The organism is Halobacillus kuroshimensis DSM 18393 (genome assembly GCF_000425705.1).
Lineage (GTDB): Bacteria > Bacillota > Bacilli > Bacillales > Halobacillaceae > Halobacillus > Halobacillus kuroshimensis.
Window position 1 is genome coordinate 109,410 of the sequence record NZ_AUDY01000012.1, and the last position, 12,842, is coordinate 122,251.

General features: G+C 50.3%; 13 protein-coding genes. 11 read left to right on the forward strand and 2 right to left on the reverse strand.

Annotated elements, in window-relative coordinates; genetic code table 11:
- Positions 1–144: 144 nt before the first annotated feature.
- The gene (locus H615_RS0115090; RefSeq protein ID WP_027955931.1) at positions 145–753 is read left to right on the forward strand and encodes a hypothetical protein; all 609 of its coding nucleotides are present in this window, start codon (positions 145–147) and stop codon (positions 751–753) included.
- An 18-nt stretch (positions 754–771) separates the two neighbouring features.
- Here the strand turns inward: H615_RS0115090 and H615_RS22835 are convergent, their stop codons facing one another.
- The gene (locus H615_RS22835) at positions 772–897 is read right to left on the reverse strand and encodes a hypothetical protein (protein WP_280513308.1); all 126 of its coding nucleotides are present in this window, start codon (positions 895–897) and stop codon (positions 772–774) included.
- 132 nt (positions 898–1,029) lie between these two features.
- On the opposite strand from H615_RS22835, the gene H615_RS0115100 reads away from it, so the two are divergent.
- The 7 genes from H615_RS0115100 (at position 1,030) to rlmH (ending at position 8,051) form a co-directional block, all read left to right on the forward strand.
- Positions 1,030–2,391, forward strand: coding sequence for a sigma-54 interaction domain-containing protein (locus tag H615_RS0115100; RefSeq protein ID WP_244877764.1), 1,362 nt, complete (start codon positions 1,030–1,032; stop codon positions 2,389–2,391).
- A gap of 194 nt (positions 2,392–2,585) precedes the next feature.
- Positions 2,586–3,281: a CoA transferase subunit A gene (locus H615_RS0115105; protein WP_027955933.1), complete on the forward strand. Its 696-nt coding sequence runs from the start codon at positions 2,586–2,588 to the stop codon at positions 3,279–3,281.
- Between the two features lie 17 nt (positions 3,282–3,298).
- On the forward strand, positions 3,299–3,979 hold the full coding sequence (locus H615_RS0115110; RefSeq protein ID WP_027955934.1) for a 3-oxoacid CoA-transferase subunit B: 681 nt from the start codon (positions 3,299–3,301) through the stop codon (positions 3,977–3,979).
- Between the two features lie 13 nt (positions 3,980–3,992).
- Positions 3,993–4,769, forward strand: coding sequence for a 3-hydroxybutyrate dehydrogenase (locus H615_RS0115115; protein ID WP_027955935.1), 777 nt, complete (start codon positions 3,993–3,995; stop codon positions 4,767–4,769).
- 17 nt (positions 4,770–4,786) lie between these two features.
- Complete coding sequence (locus tag H615_RS0115120) at positions 4,787–5,965, forward strand: thiolase family protein (RefSeq protein WP_027955936.1); 1,179 nt, start codon at positions 4,787–4,789, stop codon at positions 5,963–5,965.
- A gap of 36 nt (positions 5,966–6,001) precedes the next feature.
- Positions 6,002–7,285, forward strand: coding sequence for a GntP family permease (locus H615_RS0115125; protein WP_027955937.1), 1,284 nt, complete (start codon positions 6,002–6,004; stop codon positions 7,283–7,285).
- Positions 7,286–7,571: 286 nt separating this feature from the next.
- Positions 7,572–8,051 (forward strand): 23S rRNA (pseudouridine(1915)-N(3))-methyltransferase RlmH, encoded by a 480-nt coding sequence (gene rlmH / locus H615_RS0115130; protein WP_027955938.1) that lies wholly within the window; start codon positions 7,572–7,574, stop codon positions 8,049–8,051.
- A gap of 94 nt (positions 8,052–8,145) precedes the next feature.
- Here the strand turns inward: rlmH and H615_RS0115135 are convergent, their stop codons facing one another.
- A complete protein-coding gene (locus H615_RS0115135) occupies positions 8,146–8,766 on the reverse strand; it encodes a GntR family transcriptional regulator (RefSeq protein ID WP_027955939.1) in 621 nt (206 codons plus the stop codon).
- Positions 8,767–8,967: 201 nt separating this feature from the next.
- Between H615_RS0115135 and garR the strand changes: the two genes are divergently transcribed.
- From garR to H615_RS0115150, 3 genes are all read left to right on the forward strand, one after another.
- Positions 8,968–9,882 (forward strand): 2-hydroxy-3-oxopropionate reductase, encoded by a 915-nt coding sequence (gene garR, locus H615_RS0115140; protein WP_280513309.1) that lies wholly within the window; start codon positions 8,968–8,970, stop codon positions 9,880–9,882.
- Between the two features lie 24 nt (positions 9,883–9,906).
- Positions 9,907–11,334, forward strand: coding sequence for a four-carbon acid sugar kinase family protein (locus H615_RS0115145; protein ID WP_027955941.1), 1,428 nt, complete (start codon positions 9,907–9,909; stop codon positions 11,332–11,334).
- Between the two features lie 70 nt (positions 11,335–11,404).
- The gene (locus tag H615_RS0115150; RefSeq protein ID WP_027955942.1) at positions 11,405–12,760 is read left to right on the forward strand and encodes a GntP family permease; all 1,356 of its coding nucleotides are present in this window, start codon (positions 11,405–11,407) and stop codon (positions 12,758–12,760) included.
- The last annotated feature ends 82 nt before the right edge of the window (positions 12,761–12,842 follow it).

Consider the following 12,842-nt stretch of genomic DNA (forward strand, 5'->3'; position numbering starts at 1 on the left):
TTTACATATCCCATGTTTGTTTTAGGAAAAGCTGTGATTTTTACAAAACGTGAGTGGAAAGGAGGCTGCTTAGAACACTTCCTTTATTTATGGATCTCCTTCATGGTAATGTTTAGGTGATACATCAAAGAGGAGCGTGATCGTTTGTTAACAAAATGGAAGGCTGTGCTGGTTCTTTTTACTATTTTGTTCATTTCAGCGTGCAGTTCAGAAGGTACAACAGAGAAGGCTGATGAGCCGGAAGAAAAAGTGGAGGAAGAATCTTCTTCTAATGATGAAAAGGAACCTGAAATTGTGGAAACCGACCGGGGGAATTTTGAAATGGTCTCCACCGCCGAAGATATAGGTACATATGAAACAGGACCTGTTACCTTGGATTTCGCAGCGGCAAGCCTTGTTACAGGCACCTATACCGATGACTTGTTCATCGACTTGATTGGCAGAGAAGACGTAGAGTACTTGAATCTGGGAATGGACCTTGCCGTGTCCAATAAGGATATTATTTTCACATGGGATCATTTCCGTGTGGAGACAGGTACGGGTGAAATGGTTGATCCGGATGAGAAGATGAGTGATGGCCTCGTGGAACGTATTTTCCGTGAAGAGGGTGTTTCAAGGTTGTTCACGTTCTTCTTTGATGAAACGAACGTGAAGGATATTGAGGAACTGACCCTCTATGTCAAAGCTCCGACTGATCAAACAGGAAACCCTTTAGGCGATGATCTGGAGATTGATCTTCCTTTGCATCCATAATGCAGGAACCTCCCTCGTTCATGAGGGAGGTTTTTCGTTGCTTTTCCGCTCCTTCAACCTCTTATTCTCTTTTTTCGCCTGTTCCGCTGTATAAAAGGCACCGCCAGCCAAAGATAAGGCCATCCAGCTCCACAACCCGTCCATATCGAACACCTCCCTTTCCCATCCTATCATGGTAAAAAAAGGAGGTGGGGTATCTAGCAACTCCACCTCTCTTTTGATAGACTCAAAGTAGCGACTATTGAAAACGTTATCATATCAAAGGAGTGACCCAGGATGCCATCGATGCTTGAGGAGCGCAATCATGTGCTGGAGACGCTGTTTGGCAATGTGAAGCACTGTATCGTCGTCGTCGACCGGGACGGCCGGATTTCCTATATGAACGAAAGCTACGGCCGGTTTTTAGAAGTCGACCAAAAAGAAATCACCGGCCGCCACGTCACCGAAGTGATCGAGAATACGCGGATGCACATCGTCGTCGACACCGGGGAGGAGGAGATGGCCGATCTCCAGAAGATCCGCGGCGACTATATGATCGCCCACCGCATTCCGCTCCAGGAGGATGGGGAAGTGATTGGGGCCCTCGGCATGGTGCTGTTCCGTGATACCGATGAATGGAAAATCATGAACACCCACATCAAGGATCTCCTGCTTGAGCTCGAGACATACCGCAGCCAAATGCAGCACGTGAACGGCGCGAAGTATTCGCTGCATGACATCATCACCACCTCACCGGAAGTACTGCAGGTTAAGGAAAAGATCCGCAAAACCGCCTACAGCGACGTGTCGGTGCTCGTCCGCGGCGAAAGCGGGACAGGAAAGGAATTGTTCGCCCACAGCATCCACCACTTGAGTGAACGGAGCCAGCAGCCGTTCATCAAGGTGAACTGCGCGGCTATCCCGGAACATTTGATCGAAGCGGAGCTGTTCGGCTATCAGGAAGGAGCGTTTACCGGTGCTAAAAAAGGCGGCAAGCCGGGCAAATTCCAACTCGCCCACGGCGGCACGCTGTTTCTTGATGAAATCGGCGACATGCCGCTCCACGCCCAGGTGAAAATCCTACGCGCCCTGCAGGAAGGCGAAATCGAAGCGGTCGGCGCAGAGAAGCCGCAGGCCATCGACGTCCGCATCATCGCCGCCACCAACCGGCCGCTCGAAGCGCTCATCAAGGAGGACAAATTCCGGGAGGATCTCTTTTACCGCATCAATGTCGTCCAGATCGATATTCCGCCGCTCCGCAGACGCCGGGGCGACATCAAGGTGCTCACGAAGTTTCTGTTGAAAAAGCTCAGTGACCGGACCGGCAAACGGGTCGAGACGCTCGCCCCGGACGTGGAGGCTCTCTTTAACAAACACGACTGGCCGGGGAATGTTCGTGAACTGGAAAACGTCATCGAATCCGCCATTCATATGACCGACGACGGGGAAATCCGTTACGGCGACCTGCCGGATTACCTATCATCATCAGGAAACGGCCAGCGTGCCGGACAGACGCTCAAGGATGTCGTTGAGGAAGCGGAAAAAGCGGCGATCCTCCGGGCAATCGAAGAAGCGGACGGTGACAAATGTACAGCCGCCGACCGCCTCGGCATCGGCAAATCAAGCCTGTATGACAAAGTGAAAAAGTACGACCTGTAACCCATTCCAGATTTCAGGAATCCGTTCCGGAAATCCGGAATGGGTTTTTTTATGCCTTTTTGTAAGGGTTTTCATGAATGTTGCATCAGTTTTTCCATAAATCCGGAAACCAAAAACCCAGAAACCTTTAGTACCGCGGTTGAAAAGTTGGCATGAAACTTGCATGTAGAAGGGTGGAAGGGGTGGAAACCAATATGAAACACATTCACACATCATTTCAGGAAGCGGTTAAGGACATAAACGATCACTCAACGATTATGGTCGGAGGATTCGGACTCGTCGGAATCCCGGAAAATCTCATTTTGGCACTCGTCGAATCGAACGTGAAGCATCTCACCGTCATCAGCAACAACTGCGGCGTCGACGACTGGGGTCTCGGCCTGCTTTTGGAAAACAAACAGATTGATAAGATGATCGGCTCCTACGTCGGCGAAAACAAGGAATTCGAACGCCAGGTGCTCGCAGGCGAACTGGAAGTCGAGCTCACGCCGCAGGGAACACTCGCAGAACGCATCCGTGCAGGAGGCGCCGGCATCCCGGCCTTCTACACACCCGCAGGCGTCGGAACACCAATCGCTGAAGGAAAAGAAGTGCGCACTTTCGACGGCAGGGACTACCTGCTGGAGACCGGACTTACCGCTGATGTCAGCCTCGTCCGTGCCCTGAAGGGAGACAAGCACGGTAACCTCATTTATAACAAAACGGCGCGCAACTTCAACCCGATGATGGCCGCTGCCGGGGCTGTCACGATCGCTGAAGTCGAAGAGCTGGTCGAGCCGGGCGAACTTGATGCCGATCAAATCCACACACCAGGCATCTACGTACAGGGACTCATTGAAGGACAGCAGGAAAAACGCATCGAACGCCGGACCGTACGCACTCACGCATAACAAAAGGAGGGGCTATTATGGCCGTAGAAATGGATAAAGCGGCAGTCAGGGAACTGATTGCCCGACGTGCTGAAAAGGAAATTGAAAGCGGTTACTATGTGAACCTTGGAATTGGAATGCCGACGATGGTCGCCAACTACATCGATAATGATAAGGAAGTCGTCCTGCAGTCGGAAAACGGACTGCTCGGCATCGGACGCTCTCCGTATGAAGAGGAAGTCGACCCGGACTTGATCAACGCCGGAAAGGAAACTGTCACCGCCTCCATCGGCGCCGCCTACTGTGACAGTGCTGAATCGTTCGCGATGATCCGCGGTGAGCACCTCGACCTTGCGATTTTAGGCGGCATGGAAGTCGCAGAGAACGGTGATCTCGCCAACTGGATGATTCCCGGAAAAATGATCAAAGGCATGGGCGGGGCGATGGATATCGTCCACGGCTCCAAAAAAGTCGTCATCATCATGGACCACGTGAACAAGCACGGCGATCCGAAAATCCTGAAGGCATGCCGTCTGCCGCTCACAGGAAAAGGCGTCGTCGACCGCATCATTACCGAGCGTGCCGTTATGGACGTAACAGAGGAAAGCCTGAAGCTGATCGAAATCGCTGAAGGCTGGACAGTAGACGAAATCAAGGCATCAACAGAAGCGGATCTGATTGTCAGCGACGAACTGATGACAATCCAGTCCAACACGTGAGGAGGAACACCGGATGGTAGAAAATAAAGTCGTCTTCATTACAGGCGCGGCCAGCGGCATCGGCTATGAAATCGGCACCGAATTCGCCAAGAACGGCGCCAAGGTCGCCTTGAGCGATATAAACGAGGAAAAAGTGAAGGAAGCCGAAAAGCAGCTGTCTTCAGAAGGGTATGACGTCACTGGTCTCGTCTGTGACGTGACGAAGGAAAAGGATATCCAGGACGCCATTGATGCAACCGTGGACAAGTACGGCCGTCTCGACGTGCTCGTTAACAACGCCGGCCTCCAGCACGTTTCGTCCATCGAGGAGTTTCCGACAGAGAAGTTCGAGCTGATTACGAAAATCATGCTCGTGGCCCCGTTCATGGCGACGAAGCACGTATTCCCGATTATGAAAAAGCAGGGCTTCGGCCGCATCCTCAATATGGCCTCCATCAACGGCCTGATCGGATTCGCCGGCAAGTCCGCCTACAACAGCGCCAAGCACGGCGTCATCGGTCTCACAAAAGTGACCGCTCTGGAAGGCGCGGAGGACGGCATTACCGTCAACGCTATCTGCCCGGGCTATGTCGATACACCGCTCGTCCGCAACCAGCTTGAGGATCTCGCCAACAACCGTGGCGTCTCGCTCGATAAGGCACTTGAGGAAGTCATCTATCCGCTCGTGCCGCAGAAGCGTCTTCTAAAAGTCCAGGAAATCGCCGACTACGCGCTGTTTTTAGCCAGTGACAAAGCGAAAGGCATTACCGGTCAGGCGGCTGTCATCGACGGCGGCTATACGACCCAGTAACCGAAAGGGGTATTTCAATGAAATCCGTATATATCGTAGAAGGAGCGCGCACGCCGTTCGGTACGTTCGGCGGCGCCCTCAAGGACGTGGAGCCGACAGACCTCGGCATCACCGCAGGAAAAGAAGCGCTGAAGCGGAGCGGCATCGACGCCGCCAGCATCGACTTTTCCGTCATCGGCAATGTCATTCATTCATCTCAAAACGCACCGTACATGGCGCGTCACATCGCGCTGAAAACAGGCATCCCGATGGAAAGCCCGGCCCTTGCCGTCAACCGCCTCTGCGGTTCGGGCATGCAGTCCGTTGTTTCCGCAGCCCAGTCCATTCTCCTCGGGGAAGGGGAAACCGCGCTTGCCGGCGGTGTCGACAGCATGAGTCTCGCCCCGTTCGCCCTGCGCGGCAGCCGTTTTGGTACGAAGCTCGGCACACCGAAGGTCGATGATATGCTCTGGTCTGCGCTTACCGATGAGTACATCGGTGCCGGCATGGGCATGACAGGGGAGAATCTGGCCGAACGTTATGAAATCTCACGCGAAGCCCAGGATGAATATGCGACCCGCAGTCACCAGCGTGCCGCCGAAGCCCGCCGCTCCGGCCGTTTTGCTGAGGAAATCGCTCCGGTGGAAGTGAAGGGACGCAAAGGCACGACCGTCGTCGATCAGGACGAGCACATCCGGGAAGACACGAATTCAGAAAAGCTGGCCAAGCTGAAGCCCGCCTTCAAAAAAGACGGCAGTGTCACAGGCGGAAACGCGAGCGGCATCAATGACGGTGCAGGAGCGGTCGTTCTGGCCAGTGAAAACTACGTCCAGGACCACAGCTTAAGCCCTGTGGCAAGAATCGTCTCCTGGTCCGTGGCCGGTGTGGATCCGCACTATATGGGCATCGGTCCTGCGCCGGCGATCCGTCAGGCGCTTGAAAAAGCGGAGCTCTCCCTTGAGGATATGGATCTTATCGAAGTGAACGAAGCCTTTGCCGCGCAGTATCTGGCGGTGGAAAAAGAGCTCGGGCTCGACCGTGAAAAAGTGAACGTCAACGGCGGTGCCATCGCCCTCGGCCACCCGGTCGGTGCCAGCGGGACCCGCGTGTTGTATACGATGATCAAGGAACTGAAGCGCCGCGGCGGACGCTACGGAGTCGCTTCACTCTGCATCGGAGGCGGACAGGGGATTGCCATGGTCGTCGAATCCGTCTAAAATCTTAATGTAAAAATCATTTAGGGGGAAACACCAATGTTCGGGATATTACTCGGCCTCATCGTCCTGATGGCGCTCGCCTACCTCGGCTGGTCGATCATCTGGGTCGCACCGATCGCTGCCGGCGTCGTCGCCGTCACCGGCGGCCTCGACCTGCTCGATGCTTATAAAGATACGTACATGGGCGGCTTTGTCGCCTTTGCGAAATCATGGTTCCCGGTCTTCATGCTCGGGGCGATCTTCGGAAAACTGATGGAGGACACCGGCATGGCCCGCTCGGTCGCCGTCGCATTCACAAAAGTGATCGGCACCAAGCGCGCCATTCTCGGCGTACTCGTCTCCGCCGCCGTCTTAACATACGGCGGGGTGAGCTTGTTCGTCGTCGTCTTCGCCGTCTATCCGCTCGCCTTATCGCTGTTCCGGGAAGCCAACATCAGCCGGAAGCTCATACCAGCGACCGTCGGGCTCGGCGCCTTCACCTTCACGATGACGGCCCTGCCTGGTACACCGCAGATCCAAAACCTCATTCCAATGGAATACTTCGGTACAACCGCATCCGCGGCCCCGGTCATGGGGATCGTCGCCGCCATCATCATGGCGGTCGGAGGCTATTTGTACCTGCGCTTTAGAGAGAAACAGCTGCGCGACAGTGGCGACATCTTCGTCGAACCGGAGGATAAAAGTTCACTCGGTGACGTGGAGCGCGAGCCGCACTTCATCCTGTCAATTCTGCCGCTGCTGACCGTGTTACTGACACTCAACTTGCTGCAATGGGACGTTGTCACCGCATTAATCGCAGGAATTCTTTTAATTATGCTGTTGAACATCACCTTGTTCAAAAAGTTCGTCACATCCATCAACAAAGGGGCGAGCGGCTCCGTCATCGCCATCATCAATACCAGTGCCGCCGTCGGCTTCGGGACCGTCGTCCGCGAAGTGCCCGGCTTTGAGAAGCTCACGCAGATCCTCGTCGGCATCAAAGGCAACCCGCTCATCTCCGAAGCGGTCGCCGTCAACGTCCTCGCCGGCGCCACAGGCTCCGCCTCCGGCGGCCTCGGCATCGCCCTTGAAGCCCTCGGCTCCAAGTACTATCAAATCGCCCAGGACACCGGCATCAGCGCCGAAGCGTTCCACCGCGTCGCGTCCCTGTCCTCCGGCGGCCTTGATGTACTGCCGCACAACGGAGCGGTGCTCACGCTGTTTGCGATCACCGGCATGACCCACAAGGACAGCTACCGTGACATCTTCGTTGTCGCGCTGTTGATTCCGGTCATCTCCGTTGCGGTCGTCATTCTGTTGAATACGATAGGCATTCTATAAAGAGAGATAAACATGTCATGGGATAGTGACGTTCCGCTTATCGATGGCTGCTTGCCGCGGGCACGGCCTCAGCTAACTTAGGCAGAAAGATCTCCTGCCCAAGTGGATTTTCAGCTCGAGCTTTTCCTGCAGGCGTCACCACCGATCGCTGCTCGTGACCTTAACTTAAAAGGGAGTAAACACTCTCGAAAGCTTGCATGAACACCACAGGATACCTGTGGTGTTTTTCTATTCCTGGAATCGTCATGGTAAACTAGAGGAAACAGAACGTACGGGAGGAACCACCATGAAAATAACCATTGTCACCGTAGGAAAATTGAAAGAAAAATATTTGAAGCAGGGGATCGCTGAATATGTGAAGCGACTCGGCCCCTACGCTAAAGTCGAGGTAATCGAAGTGCCCGACGAAAAAGCTCCGGAGAATCTGAGTGAAGCACAGATGCTTGAAGTGAAGCAGAAGGAAGGCGAGCGTATCCTGAGCAAGATTTCCCAGGATACGTATGTCATTACGCTTGAAATCGAAGGGAAGCAGCTGACGTCTGAGAAACTGGCGAAAAAGATGGACGAGCTTGCGACGTACGGAAAAAGCAAAGTGGCGTTCGTGATCGGAGGATCGCTTGGACTGAGTGATGAGGTGCTGGAAAGAAGTGACTTCGGACTGTCATTTTCAAATATGACGTTCCCGCACCAGTTGATGCGGTTGATGCTGGTGGAGCAGGTGTATCGGGCGTTTAAGATTAATAGGAATGAACCGTATCATAAGTAAGGTTATCAGTTCCCTAAAACGTAAGAGAAGGTTATTCCAAAGTGAATAACCTTCTCTTTTGTTATTTAGAAATCAATGATCTCAGCAAGACTTGTCACCGGTTCCTGGATATATGTAGGAAGAAGTCCAGGTCTGCTTGTAAATGATCCTTCATCAGTGCCTCTGCTCGATCAGGCTCACGGTTAAGGATGGCCTGATATATGTCCTCATGCTCTTCAATTAATCCAGGTCGGTTATGATACACAACCGTTTTACGAAATAGATAGATAATGGATTGCATCCGGTTAATGGTTTCGATCATAAATGTGTTGTTACTTGCTTCCACAATGACATCATGGAATTGTTTGTTTGACGTCATGGTTTCTTCGTAGTTTCCGTTTTTACTCGAATCAATACAGCCTTTCAAAATGGCTAAGGTCGATGGATCCATATAATTAGCTGCTAAACGAGCGGCATCTCCTTCGAGGAGCATCCGGACCCGGAACATATCGCGCAGATCGGATTCTGTTGGCTGGACGACCCGCTTATCCCTTACAAGTCCTTCTTCTTCCAACTTTCGTAAGGCTTCACGAACCGGCGTGCGGCTCACCCCGAGTGCTTTTGCAAAGCGATCCTCGACTAATTTGGTTTTTCCTTCGATTTCGCCGTTTAAAATTTGCTCCCGAATATATTCATAGGCCTGAGTATAAGCGGAAGCGCGTTTAGATGTACTCATAATCGGTTGGCTTCTTCAATCAGAATTCATAATTTTAAAAGCATGGATTGAATTAGCACTCACGCCCCCTTTTGCTGGTTTTAGTATAACATTTCTATCCTGTCATAAAATGACTGGTCACAAAATGATTATTTTTGTATACAATTTTAAAAATAATGTATACAAAAGTGCAAAGGTGTAATACAATGACTTTAACGAATTATGAAAGCGCTATTACAGGAGGTCTTCATTATGCGAATTGGATTTATTGGATTAGGTATTATGGGAAAGCCGATGGCAGCCAATTTATTGAATGCAGGTTATGACTTAATCGTCTTTGACGTAAATGAGCGTGCGACCGAGGAAGTAAAGGACCTTGGAGCTTCTACAGGGGGGCATGCCGCTCACGTAGCAAAAGAAAGTGATGTTATTTTCACAATGCTTCCGAAGGGGGAGCATGTAAAAAGTGTTCTGTTTGGTGAAAACGGTATCATAGAAGGGGCAGATGCCGGTACAACGGTTGTGGATATGAGCTCCATTTCGCCGGTCGATACAAGATCCTTTGCAGACCAATTGGAAGATAAAGGGCTATCCCTCATTGATGCCCCTGTCAGTGGTGGGGAGCCAAGAGCGATTGATGGAACACTCTCCTTTATGGTTGGTGGAAGGAAGGAAAAATTCGAAGAAGTTAAACCATTGCTTGAGGTAATGGGAGAGAACATCGTATTAGTCGGTGAGGTTGGAAGTGGAACCACAGCAAAGCTTGCCAACCAAGTGATGGTCAATGTAAATATCGCTGCTATGTCTGAAGCCTTTACTCTTGCTGCCAAATCCGGTATTGATTTAGAGAAAATGTATGAAGCCGTACGTGGAGGACTTGCTGGAAGTGCTGTACTCGATGCGAAAACGCCTCTTGTCCTGGAGCGCAACTTCAAAGCCGGCGGCCGCATAGATATTAACGCTAAGGATCTTACCAATGTGATAGGAACGGCGGAGGAGCTGGAGTTAGACCTGCCTCTTTCCCAGCAGGTGCTTCGTATGTTTGAACGTTTAATAGAAGAAGGGAAAGCAGGCGACGATCATGCCGGCTTGATCCAGTATTATGAAAAGCAATTTCAAACGAATGGGACTCTTTAGAAGCGAAACAGAAAGGGTGAAAACATGAATCAAACGATAAATGTGAACGAGTATATAAACAGCTTGAATAACCATGAAGACAGCAGCTTGAAGCAGCAGTGGGAGGAGGCATATGCTTCTTTTCAACATAAGATCGTTGTGTTGGATGATGATCCTACAGGTGTTCAAACCGTCCATGACGTAGCTGTCTACACCGACTGGGAGGAAGATACGATTCACAAAGCTTTTCAAGAGGACAATCAAATGTTTTTTATCCTGACGAATTCGAGGTCCTTCAGTGAACAACAAACGGCTGATGTTCACCAGACTATAGCTGAGCGTGTGGAGTCCATCTCTAACCAGACGAATATTCCATACATTTTGATTAGTCGAGGGGACTCTACTTTACGAGGGCATTACCCTTTGGAGACGGATACGTTAAGAAACGCAATCGAAGACCGTTCACATTCTTCCGTGGACGGAGAAATCCTTATTCCCTTTTTCAAAGAAGGGGGCCGCTTTACAATTGAAGGGGTTCACTATGTAAAAAGCGGGAATGATTATATTCCAGCTGGTGAGACCGAATTCGCTAAAGACCGTACGTTTGGTTTTCAATCGAGCGATTTGCGGTCCTATGTGGAAGAAAAAACAAAAGGGGCATACGCTGGCGAAGATGTAACAACGATAACCTTAGAATCCTTAAGAGCGATGGATATAGATACGATCCACTCCCAGTTACAGAAGGTGTCCGGCTTTGGGAAAGTGGTTGTCGACGCTTTAACTGAAGAGGATCTTCAAGTATTCTCTATTGCCTTAATCCGCTCCATCCAAGCAGGGAAACAATTCTTGTTCCGAACAGCTGCCTCCTTTACAAAAGTCATTGGAAATATTTCTTCCCAACCTCTGCTTACGAAAGAAAAGCTCGTTCATAAGCACTCCAATCATGGCGGGCTTATCATCGTAGGGTCACACGTGAATAAGACAACCGAGCAATTGAACGAATTGAAAAAGCTTGAAGAGCTTCACGTCATCGAATTTGACAGCCACCTCGTGTTAGATAAGAAAGCATTGGAAAAAGAAGTGGAACGTGTGATTAAAGAAGTGGATGAGACTATTCAAAGCGGTCTTTCTACGGTGGTTTATACAAGAAGGGAACGTCTCGACCTTGGAGAAGGCAAGGAAGAGGAGGAACTAAAACTTTCCGTGGATATTTCAAAAGCAGTCACGAATATCGTACGTTCCCTTACCAGTCAACCAAAGTATATGATTGCAAAAGGCGGCATTACTTCAAGCGATATCGGTACTCATGGATTAGGCGTTACCCGAGCGAATGTCATGGGCCAGGTCGCCCCGGGGATACCCGTTTGGAAGACGGATGAAGAAAGCAAGTTTCCCAACCTTCCATATATTATTTTTCCCGGAAACGTTGGAGACCGAAGTACATTAAAGAATATCGTACAGTCAATTTCTTAACGAGGCGCCAACCCGTTTTTGTAGAGAGGGAAGAACGGGTTGGCTTCTCCACTAAAAAAGGAGTGAGTCCATGTTGTCTGGTAACCTGTTGATTTTGATCTTTTTCCTATCCTTAGCGTTCTTGTTTTTCCTTATTTTAAAAGTAAAGCTGGAGCCATTCTTATCCTTGATCGCTGTAGCTCTTCTTACCGGCCTGATCATAGGAATGCCCGCATCTGAAGTTCCGGGCATCATTGTAAGCGGTTTCGGAAATACGTTGGCTGGTGTAGGGATTCTCATTGGTTTAGGTGTCATCTTTGGACAGTTCCTTGCTGCATCTGGAGCAATCGAAAAGATTGCGCAGTCCATCTTAAAGGTGTTTGGTAAAGAAAAATCCCCTGCAGGGCTGTCTTTAACAGGTGCAACGGTTGGGATTCCTGTCTATTTTGATGCTGCCTTCGTTATTTTAACTGGACTTATAAAAAGCTTATCTAGAAAAACAGGAATCTCCATCGTATCCTTTGTGACGGCGCTTGGGGTAGGATTAATTGTCTCCCACAGTATGATTGCTCCAACGCCTGGGCCGTTAGTCGTCGCTGAAAATACAAGCGCAGATCTAGGATTGTTTATTGTTTACGGCCTTATATGTGCCATACCAGCAACACTGGTAGGCGGCTATTTTTATGGGATGTTCATAGGAAGAAGAGTAAAACAACAACAGGACCCAGAGCAGGGCATAGCAGAAACCGCTGCTGCTGTAGAAGAAGTGGAAGGACCGACGATCAGCACAGGTTTGTCCTATGCTATCCTTACCCTTCCTATCGTATTGATTTTGTTGAATACGATCACGGATCTTGTAGCTGGCGGTACAGGATTAGCGACGGTTTTCGGCTTTATTGGTGACAAAAACGTTGCCCTCTTTATCTCCGTCATCGTTGCTGTTATCGTTCTCCCTAAATACATTAAAGAATCGAATCAAACGTTATACAGTCAGGCTATTAATACAGCAGGAAGTATTCTGCTTATCACGGGTGCCGGTGGTGGATTCGGAGCGGTGATTAATGAAAGTGGTATCGGTGACCACTTAATCCAGACGATGCAGAACTGGAGCATTCCAGTTATCCTGCTCGCCTTTATCTTCTCGCAAATTCTGCGTGCTTCCTTAGGATCTACAACGGTTGCCCTGGTTACAACATCCAGTATCATCGGTCCAATGGTTGCAGAACTAGGTGTCTCTCCTGTTCTCGTCGGCCTCGCGATCTGTGCGGGTGGTGTAGGGTTGTCCCTGCCGAATGATTCTGGATTCTGGGTGGTCAGTCGTTTCAGTAAACTGTCTGTTCCGGATACCCTGCGTGCTTGGACATTAGGTGGTTTTGTTGCAGGAGTGAGTGCGCTTGTTATGGTGTTTGTATTAAGCTTATTCAGCGGTATACTTCCTGGGATTTAACGTATATGAATATAAGGATTTATTTCGGCGTTAACCCTCCTTTTTTGAAATCAAAGAGCATCGGTCGTATGAATACGATCGA

Bases quoted from the DNA above. Each gene is read 5' to 3' on its own strand.
- rlmH (WP_027955938.1), top strand. From the start codon at position 7,572: ATGAAAATAACCATTGTCACCGTAGGAAAATTGAAAGAAAAATATTTG.
- garR (WP_280513309.1), top strand. From the start codon at position 8,968: ATGAAAGCGCTATTACAGGAGGTCTTCATTATGCGAATTGGATTTATT.
- H615_RS22835 (WP_280513308.1), bottom strand. From the start codon at position 897: ATGGACGGGTTGTGGAGCTGGATGGCCTTATCTTTGGCTGGCGGTGCC.
- H615_RS0115115 (WP_027955935.1), top strand. From the start codon at position 3,993: ATGGTAGAAAATAAAGTCGTCTTCATTACAGGCGCGGCCAGCGGCATC.
- H615_RS0115145 (WP_027955941.1), top strand. From the start codon at position 9,907: ATGAATCAAACGATAAATGTGAACGAGTATATAAACAGCTTGAATAAC.
- H615_RS0115125 (WP_027955937.1), top strand. From the start codon at position 6,002: ATGTTCGGGATATTACTCGGCCTCATCGTCCTGATGGCGCTCGCCTAC.
- H615_RS0115110 (WP_027955934.1), top strand. From the start codon at position 3,299: ATGGCCGTAGAAATGGATAAAGCGGCAGTCAGGGAACTGATTGCCCGA.
- H615_RS0115120 (WP_027955936.1), top strand. From the start codon at position 4,787: ATGAAATCCGTATATATCGTAGAAGGAGCGCGCACGCCGTTCGGTACG.
- H615_RS0115100 (WP_244877764.1), top strand. From the start codon at position 1,030: ATGCCATCGATGCTTGAGGAGCGCAATCATGTGCTGGAGACGCTGTTT.
- H615_RS0115105 (WP_027955933.1), top strand. From the start codon at position 2,586: ATGAAACACATTCACACATCATTTCAGGAAGCGGTTAAGGACATAAAC.
- H615_RS0115135 (WP_027955939.1), bottom strand. From the start codon at position 8,766: ATGAGTACATCTAAACGCGCTTCCGCTTATACTCAGGCCTATGAATAT.
- H615_RS0115150 (WP_027955942.1), top strand. From the start codon at position 11,405: ATGTTGTCTGGTAACCTGTTGATTTTGATCTTTTTCCTATCCTTAGCG.